This is a genomic window from Leifsonia sp. NPDC056824 (assembly GCF_042789575.1).
Lineage (GTDB): Bacteria > Actinomycetota > Actinomycetes > Actinomycetales > Microbacteriaceae > Leifsonia.
This window is the reverse complement of sequence record NZ_JBHUAV010000001.1, coordinates 44,020-61,124: the sequence shown is the minus strand read 5'-3', so window position 1 is coordinate 61,124 and position 17,105 is coordinate 44,020. Positions and strand designations below refer to the sequence as shown.

The window sequence follows — 17,105 nt, the reverse complement described above, 5'->3', positions numbered from 1 at the left end:
AACCCGATCGAGGCTCGCCGATGCCCCCGCCGCCCGCCCCGTCACCTCCCCGCCCGACAACCCGCGAGCCCATACACTGACCCCTAACGGCGCCGCGAGCGTCCCGGCACATCGCCGACAGTCGATCAGGGGGAGGACGCCGCGTGCTGCTGACCGTCACCTACCGCGGCCTTGAGCCGGGCGACCTCGGGTTCTTGCTGCACAAGCATCCTGACCGCGTGCATGAGTTCGAGCTGCCGGTCGGGCGGGCGCACGTCTTCTATCCGGAGCTCGATGAGGAGCGTTGCACGGCCGCGGTGATGCTGGAGGTCGACCCGATCGAGCTTGTTCGCAGCAAGCGGTTCCGGGGTGATGCGGGGACGCTCGGGCATTACGTCAACGATCGCCCGTACGCGTCCGGATCGATGCTCGCCGTCGCGCTCGGGGCGGTGTTCCGCACGGCGATGACCGGACGCTGCGACGCGCGGCCGGAGCTTGCCGCCTCCCCGCTCGAGTTGGAGGTCGGGCTGCACGCGGTGCCGTTGCGCGGCGGCGACGACCTTCCCGCGCGGCTTTTCGGCCCGCTCGGCCTGTCCGTTGACCAATCAGCGTCGCTGCTCGATGGTGAGTTTCCCGAGTGGGGGCCGTCGCCGTACGCGACGATCGTCCTCCGCGGTACAGCGCTGCTCGGCGAGGTGCTCCGGCAGCTCTACGTGCTGCTCCCGGTGCTCGACGACGCCAAGCACTACTGGGTGGCGGACGCCGAGGTCGACAAGCTGCTGCGTGCCGGCGAAGGGTGGCTGGCGCAGCATCCGGAGCGGGACCTGATCTCGAAGCGGTACCTCGTCCACCAGCGCGAGTACGTGGCCGCGGCGACGGCGCGGCTGGGCGAGCTCGACCAGGGGTCGGAGCCGGCGGACGCGGCGACCGACAGCGAAGGCGACAGCGGGCGCGAGGAGGCGAACCGCCCGCTCAACCGGCTGCGCGCCGACGCGGTGCTGGCCGCGCTCGACGATGTCGGTGCGCGGACCGTCGCGGATGTCGGTTGCGGGCCCGGGGCGCTGCTCTCCCGGCTGGCTGTCGACCCGCGGTTCACCCGGATCGTCGGCACCGACGTCTCGCCTGCGGCCCTGGAGACGGCGGCGCGGCGGCTCGACCTCGCCGAGCGCAGCGATGCCCAGCGGGAGCGCATCCAGCTGCATCCGTCCTCCGTCACGTACCAGGACGACCGGATCGCGGGACTCGACGCCATCGTGCTGATGGAGGTCGTCGAGCACGTCGAGCCTGAGCGTCTCGACGCCCTCTCGCGTTCGGTGTTCGGGCTGGCGGCGCCGGCGGCGGTGGTTCTCACGACGCCGAATGCCGAATACAACGCGCTGTACCCGACGCTCGCGGCCGGGGCGTTCCGGCATCCCGACCACCGATTCGAGTGGACGAGGGCGGAGCTGGCGGCGTGGGCCGGCGCGGTCGCCGATCGTTACGGCTACCGGGTGGAGTTCCGGCCGGTCGGAGAGCCGGATGCCGTGCTCGGGCCGCCGACGCAGCTGGCCTTGTTCCGGAAGGAGGCGGCCGCATGACCGAGCTGCGCATCCCCGCCACCAGCCTCGTCGTGCTCGTCGGGGTCAGCGGGTCCGGCAAGTCGACGTTCGCGCGCGAGAAGTTCGGCGCGTGGGAGACGCTGTCCAGCGACGCCTTCCGCGGGCTGGTCTCCAACGACGAGAACAGCCAGAGCGCGACGGGCGACGCCTTCGACGCGCTGCGGTTCGTGGCGGGCAAGCGGCTGCGCGCCGGCCTGCTCACCGTGATCGACGCGACGAACGTCCAGGCCACCGCGCGCAAGAGCATGGTCGCACTGGCGAAGGAGCACGACGTGCTGCCGGTCGCGATCGTGCTCGACGTCCCGGAGCGCGTCGCCGTCGAGCGCACGGAGGCCCGGGACGACCGCGGTTTCGGCGCGGAGGTCATCCGCCGCCAGTCGAAGCAGCTCCGCAGCGGGCTTTCGAGTCTGCGCCGCGAGGGGTTCCGGACGGTGCACGTCCTCCGCGAGCAGGCGGAGATCGACGCGGCGACGATCGTCCGCACCCGCCTGCTCAACGACCGCGCCGACGACCACGGACCGTTCGACGTGATCGGCGACGTGCACGGCTGCCGTTCCGAGCTCGAGACGTTGCTGGGCCGGCTGGGCTACGAGCTGGCGCGCGACGGCCAGGGCCGACCGGTCGACGCGGTGCACCCGGAGGGCCGCCGCGCGCTCTTCCTCGGCGACCTTGTGGACCGCGGACCCGACACGCCGGGCGTGCTCCGCCTGGCGATGGGGATGGTCGCCGCCGGGCACGCGATCGCGGTCCCCGGCAACCACGAGGACAAGCTCGCGCGGGCGCTGCACGGCGACAAGGTGACCGTGGCGAACGGGCTGGAGGCCTCCCTCGCCCAGCTGGCGGAGGAGACGCCGGAATTCCGGGACGAGGTCCAGGCGTTCTGCCGCGAACTCGTCTCGCACCTGGTGCTCGACGACGGCCGGCTGGTCGTCTCGCACGCCGGCCTTCCCGAGCAGTTCCACGGGAGGGCGTCGGGCCGCGTCCGGGCGTTCGCGCTGTACGGCGACGTCACGGGGGAGAAGGACGAGTACGGCCTCCCCGTGCGCCTCGATTGGGCGCGCGACTACCGCGGGGCGGCCACCGTCCTCTACGGTCACACGCCGGTGCCGCGCGCCGAATGGGTCAACAACACGATGTGCCTCGACACCGGCTGCGTGTTCGGCGGTTCCCTGACCGCTTTGCGCTACCCGGAACGCGAGCTCGTCGCCGTGCCGGCCGAGCAGGTCTGGAGCGAGGCCGCCCGCCCGTTCGCGCTCGCCGTCGACACGTCCGCCGAGCGCGCGGACGACGTCCTCCGGATCGAGGATGTGCTGGAGACGCCGATCGTCGAGACGCGCACGTCGGGGAAGATCCGGCTGCGCCCGGAGTTCGCGCTCGGGGCGCTGGAGACGATGAGCCGGTGGGCGGTGGACCCGCGCTGGCTGCTCTACCTGCCGCCGACGATGTCGCCGCCGGGGCCGTCCTCCCGCGACGGGATGCTGGAGCACCCCGACGAGGCGTTCGTGGCCTACCGGAAGAGCGGTGTGACCCACCTCATCGCCGAAGAGAAGCACATGGGCTCACGCGCCGTCACGCTGGTGACGCGCGACGGGGCCCGGTTCGGGGCGCCGGACGGGTGGCGCGGCATCGTCCACACCCGCACGGGGCGCCGGTTCTTCCCGTCGGCGGCCGACGAGGACGCGTTCCTGTCCCGCGTGCACGAGGCGGTCTCCCGGGCGGGGCTCTGGGAGGAGCTGGACACCGACTGGCTGCTGCTGGACGGGGAGATCCTGCCGTGGTCGCTGAAGGCCGGCGCGCTCATCCGCGAGCAGTACGCCGCGGTGGGCGCTGCGGCAGCGTCCGCGCTGCCCGCCGCGGTGGCGACGCTGGAACGCGCGGCGGATCGAGGGCTCGACGTCGCGGCCATCCTGGACCGGACGCGCCAGCGCGAGGGCGACGCGGGCCGGTACATCGACGCCTACCGCCGCTACGTGCAGCGGACCGACGGTATCGAGGGAGTCCAGCTCGCGCCCTTCCAGGTGCTGGCCGCCGAGAGCGGCGTCCACGCCGAACGGGAGCACGCCTGGCACCTCGCGTTGGCCGACCGCCTGGTCGCGGCCGACCCGGTGCTGTTCCGCGAGACCCGGCGACGCGAGATCGACCTTGACGACCCGGTGTCGGTGGAGGGCGCTGTCGAGTGGTGGACGGGGCTCACCGGGGCCGGAGGGGAGGGGATGGTCGTGAAGCCCGCGGCGGGCCTCGTGCGCAACGAGCGCGGCCTGGCGCAGCCCGGCATCAAGGTGCGCGGCCGCGAATACCTCCGCATCATCTACGGACCGGACTACACCGAGCCATCGAGCCTGGACCGGCTGCGTGAACGCAACGTCGGCCACAAGCGCTTGATGGCCCTGCGGGAGTACGCGCTCGGTCTCGAGTCCCTCCACCGGTTCGTCGGGCGCGAGCCGTTGTGGCGGGTGCACGAGGCCGTGTTCGCGGTCCTCGCGATGGAGTCGGAGCCTGTCGACCCGCGGTTGTGAGTGGTGCGGCGCGAAGGGAGACTGCCGATGGGTGATCCGAAGATCCTCCGGTCGCTCAGTGGCAGTCGGCCTTCAGGGTCGCCACGTCGCTCTTGAGCGTGGAGATGTCCGTCCCCAGCTGGCTCTCGGTGGTGCCCGCATCCCCGGGCGTGTAGTCGGAGAGGTCGGCGCTGAGGTACGTCAGATCCTCGTTCACGTAGTGCAGATCGTCTTGCAGGGTCTGGTCGCTGACGGTGGCGGTGCTGGATTTGAACGTCTCCTCGGCCGACATCAGCGCGTCCCGTGCCGACACCGGCGAGGCGACCATGGTCGCCGCGATCGAGTCGATGGAGGTCGAAAGCGCCGCCGACGCGGTGGTGACGGCGGTGATGTCGGCCTGCGAGACAGGAGCGGGCTGGGCAGTCGGAGCCGTGCGGGCGATCGCGTGCTGGGCTGCGGTGACGCTGAAGATCACGGAAGCGGCGACGAGGGCGATCATCAGGAGGCCGAAAACCGTGGTGGCGTAGCCGATGATCACACCGGCAAGTGCGAACCCGTAACCTCGTTGGCCCGTCTTCTTCAGCTGCGACAGGGCGATGTGGCCGCAGATGACACCGACCAGCCCGACGAAGAACGACCCGATGAACGCGACCAGCGCCAGCGGACTCACCGGCGGCTCCACCTCATACCGCGGCGGCGCGTAGGGGAGGGGTCCGGCGATGGGCGGCGGGAAGGTCGGCGCGGGTTGCGGCGCCGGCGGCGGAGGGGGCACGGTGGACATCGGTTCAGGTTAGCGGGCATCGGCGGGGCGCCGAGCGGCCCAGTTGTGGGGTGATGTCGCCGGCGCGGGGCACCGTCGGGCTTTACGTGCGGGGCCGGAATCGCACCGCCATCACCCCTGACCCGAACTCCCGCCGCTCCACCAGCTCGAGCTCGACGCGCTCGCGCAGCCCGGCGAGCAATGTCGGCCCGTGCCCGGCGAGGACCGGCTGCACGACGAACACGTATTCGTCGATCAGACCCAAATCCGCCAGCGCGAGGGGGAGCGTCACCCCACCCACGAACAGACCCTCACCCGGCTCCCGCTTGAGCCGCTCGACCTCCTGCTGGAGATCGCCGGTCAGCAGCTCGGCGTTCCAGTCGACCTCGGTCAGCGTGCTCGACACGACGTGCTTCTTCGCGTGGTCGATGGCCTCCGCGAACGGGAGTTGCGTCTCGTCCATCCACTCGGGCCAGGCACCCGTGGCCGGCCGGCGCCACGCGGACTCCATCATGCCGTAGGTGACGCGGCCGAAGATCAGGGCGTCCGCTCGCTCCAGCTCGGCGGTCCAGAAGCGCATCGAGTCCTCGTCGGGCGGGAGCCCCGCCTCGTGGTGGACGCAACCGTCGAGCGTGACGTTGATGGCGTAGCGGAGGGGTCTCATCTCGTTCCTTTCGGAGGCCGCGGCGGGCTCAGTCCGTGGGCGGGCGGCGCAGGCGCTTGAGGTCGGTGCGGCGCTTCTTCGCCTCCAGGCGTCGCTGCTTCGAGCCGCGGGTCGGCCGGGTCGGGCGTCGCGGTGGCGCGGGCGGCTGGAGGGCCTCGGCCACGAGTTCGGCCAGGCGGAGGCGCGCGGCCTCCCGGTTGCGCAGCTGGGCTCGGTACTCGGATGCCGCGATCGTCAGTGCTCCGTCGACGATGCGACCGCTCAGGCGCTCGAGCAGTCGGTCCCGCTGGGCCGTTGAGAGGACGGCGGAGGCCGCCACATCCCAGACGAGCTCGACCCGGGAGTCGGCGGTGTTCACGCCCTGCCCACCGGGACCGGACGACCGCGAGAACCGCCACGAGAGCTCGGACTCGGGGATGGTGAGTCCGGCGTCGACGTGGAGGCCGGGGCGGTGGACGGTGGGCATGGGTCCATCATCCTCTTGGTCGCGATTTGCGCCGAACGGGTCAGCGCAGCGCGCGAAGGTACCGCCGCCGCGCCACGACCTGGGCGAGGCGGAGCAGCGGATGGAGTATGCGCCACGGCTGCTGCGGAGCCGGACGGGTGAGCGAGCGGACGGTCAGCACGATGTCGCCGTCGGCCGTGTCGCGATGCACGACGAAGGCCTCCTCGCCGTCGACGGGGTGCCCGGGCAGCGTTCGGTACGCGAAGCCGACCCGGTCCTGGTCCTCGATGACGGCGACGACCTCGACCGGCTCGACGATGGTCGCGCCGAGCACGCGCACGCGGATCCGCTCGCGCCGGCCTACGCGTACGGGAGCGGGGGAGTCGACCAGGAAACCGCTGCGCGTCTTCACCCGCCACCGGAGGACGTCCTCGGCCGCGCGCCGCCAGTGCTCCTCGCCGCGGCCGACGACGGCGGAGATCTCGGATCGGCGGAACTGCGGGTCGCTCGACGCCCAGGTGGGCGCTTCGGGCATCGTCACGCTCACACTCTAGGGCGCGAGTTCTCAGTCGGCCTGCAACCCCGCGCAGACGATCTCGGCGAGCGCCGTGAGGTCCTCGGGCCGCGTCTCGCCCGCTCCGTCCTCCAGCGGCGGCGCCGTCACGATCGCCCCCCACGCGAGCGCCGCGGCGCGCAGCCGCTTGCTCCCGACGGGGATGTGCAGGCTCCCCGCCAGCACCTTCTCGATGGTCGCGTGCAGTGCGCGGCGGTGCGCGGCCAGCTTGGCCTTGACCTCCGGGTGCGAGTGCTGCTCGCGCCAGACGATCACGCGCAGCACGTCGGAGTCGGCCTGCACGCGGAAGAGCTTCTGGCTCAGGTTCAGCAGCGACCTGACCGGATTGCCGGGTTCGATCAGCGGGCCGGGATCGATCTTGCCTGGCCCGAGGCGTTCGCCGACCAGGGACGCGAGGAGGTCCTTCTTGGTGGGGAAGTAGTAGAACAGGAGGCCCTTGGGGACCGCCGCTGCCCGGGCGATTTCAGAGGTCGCGGTCGCGTCGAATCCGTGTTCGGCGAAGAGGGACTCTGCCGCGTCGAGGATCCGGGTGCGGGCGTCCGTTGGCTGTTCCACCGGTGTCCTTCCAATGGTGTGCGAGGGGCCGGAGACCGGCCCCTCGCACGCGGTCGAGCTAGTGCGTCGCCTGCGGGTGATGCATCTTCATGGCGGGCTGCACGGCCAGGAGGCCGGCGGCCAGGGCGACGACTCCCGCGATCCAGGAGGTCCAGGACGCTGCGGCGTTCGAGGTGTAGTTGCCCACCCACGGCGAGATGATCAGCAGGGCGCCGAGCGCGACGTGGATCCACTCCATCGAGACGAGGCCCGGCATGGCCAGGCTCCACGCTCCGGCGGCGACCAGCAGCACACCCAGGACGAGCATGATCGGCAAGGACGCGCCCGTGTGGGCGATCCAGATCGTCGACAATGCGACATACAGACCGGCGGCGACGGCCACCCAGTCCTGCCAGCGAGTCCACTTCTTCATCGACACCAACATCCCTTCGTCAGTCGGCTCCCGATCTGGGGGTCATATCGCATTTTAGAATTGATTGACCGCCCGGTCAATGCGAATGTTGCGCGTCGAGGCCGGTTCGGCGGGTCAGCCCTGGCCCTGATCCCAGAGCCGCCAGCCCGCCTTCGTGAGGCGGTAGCAGAACGACCACCCTTCGGTCCCGCCTTGGTCGGTGCCGTCGAGGCCGGTGTCGGTGGTGATCGAGTACCCCATGCACTCGCCATCGTCTCCGGTGCGCCCGAGGAATGTGTAGGAGAGCAGCTTCGGGCCGTCGCACCACGCCGTCGTGTTCGAGGTCGTGAGGGCGCGGGTCATGCCGCAGTCGTTGTGCTGCGCCGCCTCCATGTAGGCCTGCGCCGTCGAGGAGAGCGTGGCGTCGGGGCCCGGGACCGGATGGCGTGGCATCGCCGTGCCCGATGGCAGACTCATGAGCGCGAACGCCCCGGCGAGCATTCCGCCCAGTCCGGCGAGAATCGCGAGGGCGATCAGGGGAGCCTTCCACACCGACCGGGCCATGATCCGAACCTAGGGCGTCCGGCGCGAACTCGGGAGGAGAGCGCGCCGCGACTGGCCGGCGGGATGCGAGATCAGCTCAGGCCATGGCCGTCGGCGCGACCCGCAGCCCGGAGCGCCGACGAGCGGGCATCGAGCCCGGACCACCGGCCGGAGACGCCGAACTCCGCGATGCCCGCGGTTCGCAGGATCACCTCGTCGTCGGCGAGCAGCGACGCGAGCTGTTCCATCCCGGGATTGTGACCGACCAGGATCAGCGTGCGGGCCTCGTCCGGCGTCTCGCGCACGACGCTGAGCAGTTCGTCCGCGGATGCCGCATACACGCGCTCGTCGAAGCGCACGGGAGGAGCGGGATCGAGCTCGGCGGACGCCAGCTGCCACGTCTCGCGGGCGCGCTGCGCGGGCGACACGATGGCGAGGTCGATCACGCCGCCGTGGCTCGCGAGCCAGCGACCCGCGAGGGGAGCCTGGGCATTCCCGCGCTCGGCCAGCGGGCGCTCGATGTCGGGGAGCGCGCCGGACCAGTCGGATTTGGCGTGGCGCAGCAGGATGAGGGTGCGCTCGGAGGTTGTCACGGTGTCAGTGTGGCCCACGACCCGGTGCGTTGGCATCGCCGCTCACTCGTGACGGCGGACGACCAGCACGCTCGTGGTGACCTCCTCCACCATCGGCTCGCCTCGAAGCGGTTCCAGCAACACCGTCAGCTCCTCCACTCTGCTCAGCTTGTCGCCGCCCAACGCACTCCCCAGATGCCCGATCACCCAGTCCACCGTGACCGGGTACTCAGCCGTCCAGGTCAGCACCTCCGTGGCGAGCCCGAGCTCCGCCGCCGTCGCGCGGCGCTCCTCCAGGGCCGTCGAATCCGTGCGGCAGTTGCCGGTAACCGGCCCGTACAACGATTCGAGCGCCTCCCGCACCGTCCGCTGCCACGGCGCGCGCCCGAGCCACAGCGGCGGCCCCTGCGTGACGACGGCGACCGCACCGCCCTGCCGGACCAGCGCAGCAGCCGCCCGCAGGGTCGAGCGCTCGTCCATCCAGTGGAGGGCGTTGCCGATCGTCACGAGGCCGATCGGGGCCGCGAAGGGGACCGCCAGCACCGGCAGGTCCCGGTCGTCGCCGAGCACGCACACCACCCGCTCGGCGCGACGGGCGCGCAGGCCCGCGAGCATGTCGGGCTCCGGGTCGATCGCGACCACGGCGGCGCAGTGCTGCGCGAGGGGCACCGCGAGCTGGCCGGTGCCGCAGCCGAGGTCCAGGGCGATGTCGTCGGCGCGCAGACCGGCGGCCGCGACGAGCAGGGCGGTCTGGTCGGCCGGCAGGTCGCGGCGGAAGCCGGCGTAGTACTGGGCGGTGGTCCCGGCGAAGTCGCTCCTCACGACTCGTCGAGCACGTCCCGGAGCCGGGCGGCGAACTCCCGGGGCTTGCCGGGGTAGCCGGAGTCCTCGGCCGCGAAGCCGCCGTGGTGGCTCGGGAAGACGACGGGCGACGTCCCGAGCAGGCCGGCCAGAGCGGTGGAGGTGCGGCCGGTGAAGACGCCCTCCGACTCCTCGCCGACGGCGACCACGATGCGGGTCGGGGCGGCCTTCAGTGCGGCGATGTCGGGGCGGTACCCGGTGATCGCGACCGAGCGCTGCGAGAGCAGGGGATCGGTGCGGTCGCCGTTGTCGGCGGTGGGCATCCCGAACATGGCGGGGTCGGGTGCGGGGAGGGCGAAGTAGTCGTCCGTGAACTCGCCGCGCCACGAGGTCATCATCACGAACGCGGCCATGCCCGCCCCGAAGCCCTTGGCTTCGTAGGCGGCGTGCACCGCGTCGAGGCCGCGCTCGGCGGCCTCCGCGTCGGGGAGGACGCCCGGCAGCGGGGGCTCGTGCGCGACGAGGGTGCGCACGTCCCCAGGATGGGCGGTCACCAGGGCCAGGGCGGTCACGGCGCCGCCGCTGCTCGCGAACAGGTCGACCGGGCCGGCCCCGAGCGCGTCGATGACGGCGTGGACGTCCTCGGCCTGCGTCGTGGGGGTATTGGTCACCTCGCCGTCGCTGCGCGTGCTCCGGCCGAGGCCGCGCGGGTCGTAGGTGACCACGACGCGGTCGGGGAGGTAGGAGGCCAGGGCGTAGAAGCCGCCCGCGTCCATCGGCTGGCCGATCATCACGAGCGGGGGATGGCCTCCGTCGCCGGCCTCCGCGTCGGCGACGTCGTAGACGATCTCGGCTCCTGGCGTGTGGATGGTGCGCGTTTCCATGACGGACTCGTCTCGGTCGGCGAACGGGTGATGGTGTGGATCGTACGCGCTGGGCCACGCGCCGGCCAGTCGCGGCCGGACTGCGGGCGCCGCTGACCGGGACGCCGCCCGCCCGAGGATGAGCGCCTCCGTCTACCCGAGAACTGGGGCGGCCGCCAGGCTTCGAGTTCGCTGATCCAGGGCGTCCATCCCAGGTCGCCGACCTACTCTTCATCGAGAGGTGGGGGAAACCGAACGAGACAGGAAACGATCATGGGTGCAGCGATTACCCCCATCAGGAGGCCCGCGCCCGTCGCGCACGTCGAGACGATCGAGGGCACCGGCGACAGCCGCACGATCAGCGTCCGGTGCTGGTGCCCGATCGGTCACGACCACACGTACGCGGAATGGGTGGCGCTGTTCGGGCGGTCCCAGTACGACGTCCGCTGACGAACAGCACGCCGCGCTCCCTCACCAGGGCGCGACTGTGCCGTCCCACGAGAACAGCAGTCCGGTCGGGCCGTCGTCGGGCAGCGTCGCGAGGCGGATCGCTCCCTCCGCCGCCTCGGCGGGGTCGCCGCCCAGGCCCGCGGCCCGTGGGTTGAGGTTGGTGGCGCGCAGGCCGGGCGCCAGGGCGTTGACCTTGATCCCGTCGGCGGCGAGGGCGTGCGCGTAGAAGAGGGTCACGCCGTCGAGCGCGGCCTTCGACGACCGGTAGGCGGCGCCGCGGCCGGACGAGGCGGCGACGTGGTCGAACTGCGGGTTCGGCCCGCTGCTCCAGGTGAGCGAGCCGGTGCCGCTGGATATATTGACGATCCGGGGATGCGCGGAGCGGCGCAGCGCCGGGAGGAACGCGTTCGTGACGGCGACCACGCCGAAGACGTTGGTCTCGTAGGTGCGCCGGAACACGTCCACGTCCACGTCGGTGATGACCTCGGCGATGTCGAGCGAGATGCCGGCGTTGTTGATGAGCACGTCCAGGGCCGGCACGGCAGCGGCGGCGGCGGCCACACTGTCGGCGTCGGTGACGTCGAGCGGGAGGACGGTGCCGCCGACCTCGGCGGCGGCCTGTTCGCCGCGCTCACGGTCGCGGGCGCCGAGCAGGACGTTCCAGCCCTGCGCGGCGAGCTGGCGGGCGATCTCCTTCCCGATCCCGCTGGTGGCTCCGGTGACGAGTGCGGTGGTTGTCGTGATGTTCACGCCCTCCAGCCTGCGCCGGCCGTCGCCGCGGAACCAGGCCCGGCGAGTACCACCTTCGGCAGGCCGGCCGTGCTAACGTTCTCCCGATCGTGATCCGAACGCAGGAGGTGAGACCCATGAACGCAGTATCCGCACTGGGTGCTTCCCTGCAGTGCACGATCGCGCGACGCCGGTAGCCGTCGCTGGAGCGCCCGAAGGCATCTTCGTGAAAGGCACTCCCATGAACGCACACACTTCTTCCTCCTCCCGCGCGCTCGTCCTCCACGGCGGCGGGTCCTCCGGCAACGCCTGGGAGCTCGGCGTGGTCGCCGGCCTCCTCGACGGCGGGGTGGACGTCACCCGCGCCGACCTCATCGTCGGAACGTCGGCCGGGTCGACCGCCGCCGCCCAGATCACCAGCGCATCGCCGACCGACCTCCTGGCCGCGATCCTCGACGCGCCGCCGCCCCAGCGCCCGGGCGCCCCGGGTGGAGGCCGACCCGGCGGGGACGGCGTCGCGCGCGGCGTCGCCGGCTCCGTCTCCAGCCAGCTGGAGGTCACCGGCCGCATCATCGCGGAGTCCTCCGACGCCGCCGAGATGCGCCGCGGGCTGGGCGCGTGGGCGATCGGGCTCGCCGATCAGGCCGACCCCGGCCGCCAGCACCAGTGGCGCGCGACCGTCGCCTCGCGCCTGCCCCGCCAGGAGTGGCCGGAGCAGCGCATCCTCCTCACCGCCGTCGACGCGCGCACCGGCGAGGGCGTGACCTTCGACCGGGACAGCGGCGTCGAGCTGGCGGACGCCGTCGCGGCGAGCTGCTCGAGCGGCTTCGCCTACGCCATCGACGGCGAGCAGTACATCGACGGCGGCTACCGGCGCAACGAGAACGCCGACCTCGCGGCCGGCTACGGGCGGGTGCTCGTGCTGTCGCCGTTCGGCGGCCGCACCCGGCATCCGCTCGAGTGGAGGATGCAGCTCGCGGCGCAGGTCGAGGAGCTCCGCGCCGGCGGCAGCCTGGTCGAGACGATCATGCCCGACCAGGCATCCCTCGACGCTTTCGGCGACAGCATGATGGACCTCTCGCGCCGGCCGGCATCGGCGCGGGCGGGCTACGACCAGGGGAGGGCCGCCGCCGCGGGGCTCAGCGGGTTCTGGGGCGGCGCGGCGGGCTGAGTGCACCCGTGGCCGCCGATCCGGCGATCGGCGGCCACGCTCGCGGCCGGGCGGCCTGGCGTCAGGGCGTCGGCGTCACGGCGTTCACATCGTCCACCGACATGGTCACCGGCGAGTTCGCGACCCCGCCGGACAGATACCCGGTGATCGCCAGCCCGCCGGCCGCCTGCAGTGCCGCCGTCGAGTCCGTCACCGAGCGCTGCCAGGCCGTCGGCTCCGTCGTGCCGTCGAGCCAGGTCTTCGTCTGCACCAGCGTCGGGTTGGTCCCGACCACCTGCACGCGGATGTCGAGCTTCTGCCCGGCCGCGTAGGTGAGGCCCGTCACGGTGACCGCCGGCTGCACGACGACCTCGTTCGCGCCGTTCTGGTCGACCCGCGTGATCTGGATCGTGACCTTGCCCGCGGAGGAGACGATCACCTTCGAGGTGTAGCCGCCGGCCGTGCTGATCCGCCTGCCCTGGACGGTCAGGTAGACGCTGCCGGACGACGGGACCTTGTCCAGTGCGACCGATAGGCGCAGGTCCGTCGCGGTCGAGGATACGCCGGGCAGCCGGGTCGTCCCGCCGGAGCCGGTGGGCAGCTGGATCAGGCCAGCGCTTCCGTTGACCGAGTACAGGGTCCCCGACCCCGCCACCGACCACGCGCCGCCGGTCGGGGCCGTGCCCCAGCCTCCCGACACCGTGCGCGAGAAGGAGTCGGCCGCCAGCACGTTCGGCGGCGGCGGTGGGGCGGTCGGCGAGACCGAGGTCGTCGCCGTCCCCGTCGCGCCGAGGTTGTCCGTCACGGTCAGGCGCACCGGGTAGGTCCCCGCCGCCGCATAGGTGTGGCTCGCAGTGCTGCCGGTGCCCGTCGTGCCGTCGCCGAAGTCCCACGCGTACGAGTTCACCGTCCCGTCCGGGTCGTTGGAGCCCGTCCCGTCGAACGCGCAGGTGAGGTTGGTGCACGAGGAGGAGATGACCGCGTTGGGGGGCTGGTTGCCGCCTCCGGTCGGCGGCCCGATGGTGAACTGGTCGCTGAAGTTCGCGCCGGCCGTTCGCACGTACGAGGCGTTGAGCTGGGTCGCGGTCGCGGTGACGTCCATCAGCCCGAAGAGCGGAGCCGTCGAGTTGCCGTAGGTCGAGGCGAAGTAGCCCGCCTCGGTGTCCGCGGGATTGATGTCGTAGTTGTTGTTGCCGCCGGTCCCGACCGTGGCGAAGACCGTTCCGGCGCCCTTGACGAGCGCGTTGCCCGTGTCGGCGACGCACGCCGGCGTATACGTGCCGGGGGTGATCGTCGGACAGTTGGCTCCCGTCGCGAGCTGCTTGGTGCGCTGGTAGAGGTGCTCGTGCCCGGTCAGCACGAGGTCGACTCGCTTGGAGACCAGCAGGTTCATGATGTCGGGGCCCGCCTCGCAGGTGTACTGGCCCATCGAGAGACAGGGTTTGTGCATCCCGACGACCACCCACGGGATGCCGGCCGAGCGGGCGCCGTCGATCGCGGCGGAGGTCCAGTTGTAGTGGTCCGTCCCCGCCGCGTAGGTCCAGGTGCCGTCGGAGAAGGGCAGGCCGGGCGAGATCATGACGAACCGGATCAGCGGCGACCCCTGCGGCACGTCGACGTAGTACTGCCGCCCGTAGGTGCCGACCGCGCCGGGCAGCTGGTTGGGCAGGCAGGCGCCGAAGTCGTTGATGTTCCCGTTCTGCCCGCTGCTCTCGTGGTTGCCCGACACGATCTCGAACGGGAACCCTGCTCCGACGGTCTGGGTGACGAAATCGCACCAGGCCTGCTCCTGCCCGGTGGCCGCGTACGACAGGTCACCGACGGCGAGATGCAGGTCGGGGTTGAGCGACTTGATCCCGGAGAGCACGGACTGGGTGTTCGCGTTCGCGGCGTAGTCTCCCGCTGCCGTGAACTGGATGCTGGGCTGCCCCGGCACGATCCCCTCGACGGTCTGCGGCACACCGAACGCGACGAGGGCGACGGCCGCGGACACTCCGAAGACGGCGAGAATTCTGCTCTTGGCCATCGCTGGCCCCTCCCGGCCCGCTCTGGTCCGGGCCTTCGCGGGCCAGGGTATCGCCCGGCGGCCGGGCCAGGGGAGTAGAACGTGAGGATTCGTCGGTGGAGGCCTGCCCGGCCGGAGGCGCGTGAGGGCCGGACAGTAGAGTCGGTGCGTGAGTTCGCAGACGCAGCAGCACACCCACGACGTCGCCATCGCCGGCGGCGGCCCGACCGGCATGATGCTCGCCGCGGAGCTGCGTCTGCGCGGCGTCGACGTCGTCGTCCTGGAGCGCGAGGAGGTGCGCAGCCCGCTCGTCCGGTCGCTCGGGCTGCACCCGCGCAGCGTGGAGATCCTCGACATGCGCGGGCTGCTGGAGCGCTTCCTGGCGCTGGGCCGGCGGTATCCCGACGGGGTCGGGCGGTTCGCCGGGATCGTGCCGCCGCGACCGGTGGCGCTGGACAGCGCGCACGCGTACCTCCTCGGCATTCCGCAGACCGTCACCGACCGGCTGCTGGAGGAGCACGCCGTCGAGCTGGGCGCGCAGGTGCGCCGCGGGGCCGAGGTCGTCGGCTTCGAGCAGGACGAGGACGGCGTCACGGTCGAGCTCGCCGACAGCGAGCGGCTGCGGTCGCGCTGGCTGGTCGGCTGCGACGGCGGCCGCAGCCCGGTGCGCCGCCTGCTCGGCGTCGGCTTCTCTGGCGAGCCGGCCCGCACCGAGTGGCTGCTCGGGGAGGTCGAGGTCACGATGCCCGCCAACGAGGTGGCGGCGGTGTCGGAGGAGGTCAGAAGGGTGCACCGCGGGTTCGGCATCGGGCCGGTGGTGGACGGGCTGTTCCGTGCGGTCGTGCCGGCGGCCTCCGTCGCGGAGGACCGCACGGTGCCGCCGACGCTGGACGAGTTCCGGGCGCAGCTCCACGCGTATGCCGGAACCGACTTCGGCGCGCACTCGCCGCGGGCGCTGTCCCGGTTCACCGACGCCACCCGGCTCGCGGACCGCTACCGGGTCGGTCGCGTTCTGCTCGCCGGCGACGCCGCCCACGTCCACCCGCCGCTCGGCGGGCAGGGACTGAACCTCGGCATCCAGGACGCGTTCAACCTGGGCTGGAAGCTCGCGGCCGAGGTCGCCGGACGCGCGGCGGCCGGCCTCCTGGACAGCTACGAGACCGAGCGGCGGCCGGTGGCGGAGCAGGTGCTCACCCTGACGCGCGCGCAGAGCGTGCTCATCGACCCCGAGCCGGGGCCGCAGGCCGTGCGGCGGCTGCTCACCGAGCTGATGGAGGTCGACGGGGTCGGGCTCCTCCTCGCCGAGCAGGTCAGCGGGCTGGGAATCCGTTACGCCCTCGGCGCGGGGCCTGACCTCCTCGGACGGCGGCTCCGCGATCTCCCGCTGCCGCACAGTCGGCTGTACGAGTTGATGCGCGACGGCCGCGGACTCCTGCTCGACCGGACGGGACGGCTGACCGCCACGGGCTGGGGCGACCGGGTCGGCCTGGTCGCGGACCCGGACCTCCCGATCGGTGAGCCGGCGCTGCTGCTGCGACCGGACGGCTACGTCGCGTGGATCGGCGACCGCCAGGACGGGCTGTCGGCGGCACTGCGCAGGTGGTTCGGCCCCGAGTGACGGCCGCGGTCGGCCCTGGACGTCGCCGGCGCGCAGGCACTAGGTTTCGCGCGTGGACCTTCGACTGACCGACACCCACGCCGTCGTCACCGGCGCCAGCCGCGGCATCGGGCTGGCCGCCGCCCGCGCCCTCCTCGACGAGGGGGCGACCGTCGTCGGCGTCGCGCGAACCCCGACCGACGAGTCCCGGGCTCTGGAGGCCGCGGCCGGCTTCCGCTTCCACCCCGCCGACCTCTCCGACCCGGACGGTATCGTGCGGTTGCGCGACGAGCTGACCGGCGAAGGCGGCCGGGTCGACATCCTGGTCAACAACGTCGGCTCCGCACCACCGCGGCCCGGCGGGTTCGCCTCCATCACCGACGACGACTGGCTGCGCACCTACGAGCTGAACGCGCTCGCCGCGGTGCGCGTCACCCGCGCGCTGCTCGACCTGATCCCCGACGGCGGAGCGATCGTCAACGTGGTCAGCGAGAACGCGATCCTCGCCGACCCGCTGGTGATGGACTACAGCGCGGCCAAGGCGGCGCTGCTCAGCTTCACGAAGTCGCTCTCGAAGGAGCTCGGGCCGCGCGGAATCCGCGTCAACTCTGTCAGCCCCGGTCCGGTCGCCACCGCGCTCTGGCTGGGCGACGGCGGCGTCGCCCAGACGGTGTCGGCGGCCGGCGGCGGCACCCCCGAGGAGGTACGGCACGGCGCGGAACAGGCCATGGTCACCGGCCGCTTCACCACCCCGGAGGAGGTCGGCGCGCTCGTGGCGATGCTCGCGAGCCCCGTGCTCGGCAACCTGACCGGGTCGGACGTGGTGATCGACGGCGGGATGCGGCCGACGATGTGACCGGCGCCGCACCCCGAACTGGGGGCCGCCGCGCAATCGATTTCCGCAGGACCGCTGTGCCAGGCTGTCCAGCGCGCG

The 17,105-nt window shown here is 72.3% G+C and carries 18 protein-coding genes; 6 read left to right on the top strand and 12 right to left on the bottom strand.

Annotated elements, in window-relative coordinates:
• Positions 1 to 143 precede the first annotated feature (143 nt).
• Together ACFRFH_RS00330 and ACFRFH_RS00325 are read left to right on the top strand one after the other, a co-directional pair.
• Entirely contained in the window at positions 144 to 1,556 is a 1,413-nt protein-coding gene (locus tag ACFRFH_RS00330) for a 3' terminal RNA ribose 2'-O-methyltransferase Hen1 (protein WP_382461046.1), read from the top strand.
• The gene (locus ACFRFH_RS00325) at positions 1,553 to 4,093 is read left to right on the top strand and encodes a polynucleotide kinase-phosphatase (RefSeq protein ID WP_382461045.1); all 2,541 of its coding nucleotides are present in this window, start codon (positions 1,553 to 1,555) and stop codon (positions 4,091 to 4,093) included. The genes ACFRFH_RS00330 and ACFRFH_RS00325 overlap by 4 nt, the downstream gene beginning before the upstream one ends.
• A 55-nt stretch (positions 4,094 to 4,148) precedes the next feature.
• On the opposite strand, the gene ACFRFH_RS00320 is transcribed toward ACFRFH_RS00325, so the two are convergent.
• The 10 genes from ACFRFH_RS00320 to ACFRFH_RS00275 all read right to left on the bottom strand — a co-directional run bounded on the left by ACFRFH_RS00320 (position 4,149) and on the right by ACFRFH_RS00275 (position 10,261).
• Positions 4,149 to 4,853: a DUF4190 domain-containing protein gene (locus ACFRFH_RS00320; protein WP_382461044.1), complete on the bottom strand. Its 705-nt coding sequence runs from the start codon at positions 4,851 to 4,853 to the stop codon at positions 4,149 to 4,151.
• Between the two features lie 82 nt (positions 4,854 to 4,935).
• A complete protein-coding gene (locus ACFRFH_RS00315; RefSeq protein ID WP_382461043.1) occupies positions 4,936 to 5,496 on the bottom strand; it encodes a dihydrofolate reductase family protein in 561 nt (186 codons plus the stop codon).
• A 28-nt stretch (positions 5,497 to 5,524) separates the two neighbouring features.
• The gene (gene arfB / locus ACFRFH_RS00310) at positions 5,525 to 5,962 is read right to left on the bottom strand and encodes an alternative ribosome rescue aminoacyl-tRNA hydrolase ArfB (RefSeq protein ID WP_382461042.1); all 438 of its coding nucleotides are present in this window, start codon (positions 5,960 to 5,962) and stop codon (positions 5,525 to 5,527) included.
• 40 nt (positions 5,963 to 6,002) lie between these two features.
• Complete coding sequence (locus tag ACFRFH_RS00305) at positions 6,003 to 6,476, bottom strand: DUF1990 family protein (RefSeq protein ID WP_382462706.1); 474 nt, start codon at positions 6,474 to 6,476, stop codon at positions 6,003 to 6,005.
• 30 nt (positions 6,477 to 6,506) lie between these two features.
• Entirely contained in the window at positions 6,507 to 7,070 is a 564-nt protein-coding gene (locus tag ACFRFH_RS00300; protein ID WP_382461041.1) for a TetR/AcrR family transcriptional regulator, read from the bottom strand.
• 58 nt (positions 7,071 to 7,128) lie between these two features.
• Positions 7,129 to 7,482 (bottom strand): SPW repeat protein, encoded by a 354-nt coding sequence (locus tag ACFRFH_RS00295; protein WP_382461040.1) that lies wholly within the window; start codon positions 7,480 to 7,482, stop codon positions 7,129 to 7,131.
• Between the two features lie 114 nt (positions 7,483 to 7,596).
• A complete protein-coding gene (locus ACFRFH_RS00290; protein ID WP_382461039.1) occupies positions 7,597 to 8,025 on the bottom strand; it encodes a hypothetical protein in 429 nt (142 codons plus the stop codon).
• 71 nt (positions 8,026 to 8,096) lie between these two features.
• Positions 8,097 to 8,597, bottom strand: coding sequence for a SixA phosphatase family protein (locus ACFRFH_RS00285; RefSeq protein WP_382461038.1), 501 nt, complete (start codon positions 8,595 to 8,597; stop codon positions 8,097 to 8,099).
• Between the two features lie 42 nt (positions 8,598 to 8,639).
• The gene (locus ACFRFH_RS00280) at positions 8,640 to 9,398 is read right to left on the bottom strand and encodes a class I SAM-dependent methyltransferase (protein ID WP_382461037.1); all 759 of its coding nucleotides are present in this window, start codon (positions 9,396 to 9,398) and stop codon (positions 8,640 to 8,642) included.
• Positions 9,395 to 10,261, bottom strand: coding sequence for an alpha/beta fold hydrolase (locus tag ACFRFH_RS00275; protein WP_382461036.1), 867 nt, complete (start codon positions 10,259 to 10,261; stop codon positions 9,395 to 9,397). The genes ACFRFH_RS00280 and ACFRFH_RS00275 overlap by 4 nt, the downstream gene beginning before the upstream one ends.
• 252 nt (positions 10,262 to 10,513) lie before the next feature.
• Between ACFRFH_RS00275 and ACFRFH_RS00270 the strand changes: the two genes are divergently transcribed.
• Positions 10,514 to 10,690: a hypothetical protein gene (locus tag ACFRFH_RS00270; RefSeq protein WP_382461035.1), complete on the top strand. Its 177-nt coding sequence runs from the start codon at positions 10,514 to 10,516 to the stop codon at positions 10,688 to 10,690.
• Between the two features lie 21 nt (positions 10,691 to 10,711).
• On the opposite strand, the gene ACFRFH_RS00265 is transcribed toward ACFRFH_RS00270, so the two are convergent.
• Positions 10,712 to 11,440: an SDR family NAD(P)-dependent oxidoreductase gene (locus ACFRFH_RS00265; protein ID WP_382461034.1), complete on the bottom strand. Its 729-nt coding sequence runs from the start codon at positions 11,438 to 11,440 to the stop codon at positions 10,712 to 10,714.
• 220 nt (positions 11,441 to 11,660) lie between these two features.
• Here ACFRFH_RS00265 and ACFRFH_RS00260 point away from each other — a divergent pair, with 220 nt between their 5' ends.
• A complete protein-coding gene (locus ACFRFH_RS00260) occupies positions 11,661 to 12,590 on the top strand; it encodes a patatin-like phospholipase family protein (protein ID WP_382461033.1) in 930 nt (309 codons plus the stop codon).
• A gap of 61 nt (positions 12,591 to 12,651) precedes the next feature.
• On the opposite strand, the gene ACFRFH_RS00255 is transcribed toward ACFRFH_RS00260, so the two are convergent.
• Positions 12,652 to 14,595 (bottom strand): PKD domain-containing protein, encoded by a 1,944-nt coding sequence (locus ACFRFH_RS00255; RefSeq protein ID WP_382461032.1) that lies wholly within the window; start codon positions 14,593 to 14,595, stop codon positions 12,652 to 12,654.
• 148 nt (positions 14,596 to 14,743) lie between these two features.
• On the opposite strand from ACFRFH_RS00255, the gene ACFRFH_RS00250 reads away from it, so the two are divergent.
• Together ACFRFH_RS00250 and ACFRFH_RS00245 are read left to right on the top strand one after the other, a co-directional pair.
• Positions 14,744 to 16,192, top strand: a complete 1,449-nt coding sequence (locus ACFRFH_RS00250) for an FAD-dependent monooxygenase (protein WP_382461031.1) — start codon at positions 14,744 to 14,746, stop codon at positions 16,190 to 16,192.
• A gap of 52 nt (positions 16,193 to 16,244) precedes the next feature.
• Positions 16,245 to 17,027: an SDR family NAD(P)-dependent oxidoreductase gene (locus tag ACFRFH_RS00245; protein ID WP_382461030.1), complete on the top strand. Its 783-nt coding sequence runs from the start codon at positions 16,245 to 16,247 to the stop codon at positions 17,025 to 17,027.
• Positions 17,028 to 17,105: the final 78 nt, after the last annotated feature.

Bases quoted from the DNA above. Each gene is read 5' to 3' on its own strand.
- ACFRFH_RS00325 (WP_382461045.1), top strand. From the start codon at position 1,553: ATGACCGAGCTGCGCATCCCCGCCACCAGCCTCGTCGTGCTCGTCGGG.
- ACFRFH_RS00320 (WP_382461044.1), bottom strand. From the start codon at position 4,853: ATGTCCACCGTGCCCCCTCCGCCGCCGGCGCCGCAACCCGCGCCGACC.
- ACFRFH_RS00315 (WP_382461043.1), bottom strand. From the start codon at position 5,496: ATGAGACCCCTCCGCTACGCCATCAACGTCACGCTCGACGGTTGCGTC.
- arfB (WP_382461042.1), bottom strand. From the start codon at position 5,962: ATGCCCACCGTCCACCGCCCCGGCCTCCACGTCGACGCCGGACTCACC.
- ACFRFH_RS00305 (WP_382462706.1), bottom strand. From the start codon at position 6,476: ATGCCCGAAGCGCCCACCTGGGCGTCGAGCGACCCGCAGTTCCGCCGA.
- ACFRFH_RS00295 (WP_382461040.1), bottom strand. From the start codon at position 7,482: ATGAAGAAGTGGACTCGCTGGCAGGACTGGGTGGCCGTCGCCGCCGGT.
- ACFRFH_RS00290 (WP_382461039.1), bottom strand. From the start codon at position 8,025: ATGGCCCGGTCGGTGTGGAAGGCTCCCCTGATCGCCCTCGCGATTCTC.
- ACFRFH_RS00275 (WP_382461036.1), bottom strand. From the start codon at position 10,261: ATGGAAACGCGCACCATCCACACGCCAGGAGCCGAGATCGTCTACGAC.
- ACFRFH_RS00270 (WP_382461035.1), top strand. From the start codon at position 10,514: ATGGGTGCAGCGATTACCCCCATCAGGAGGCCCGCGCCCGTCGCGCAC.
- ACFRFH_RS00260 (WP_382461033.1), top strand. From the start codon at position 11,661: ATGAACGCACACACTTCTTCCTCCTCCCGCGCGCTCGTCCTCCACGGC.
- ACFRFH_RS00255 (WP_382461032.1), bottom strand. From the start codon at position 14,595: ATGGCCAAGAGCAGAATTCTCGCCGTCTTCGGAGTGTCCGCGGCCGTC.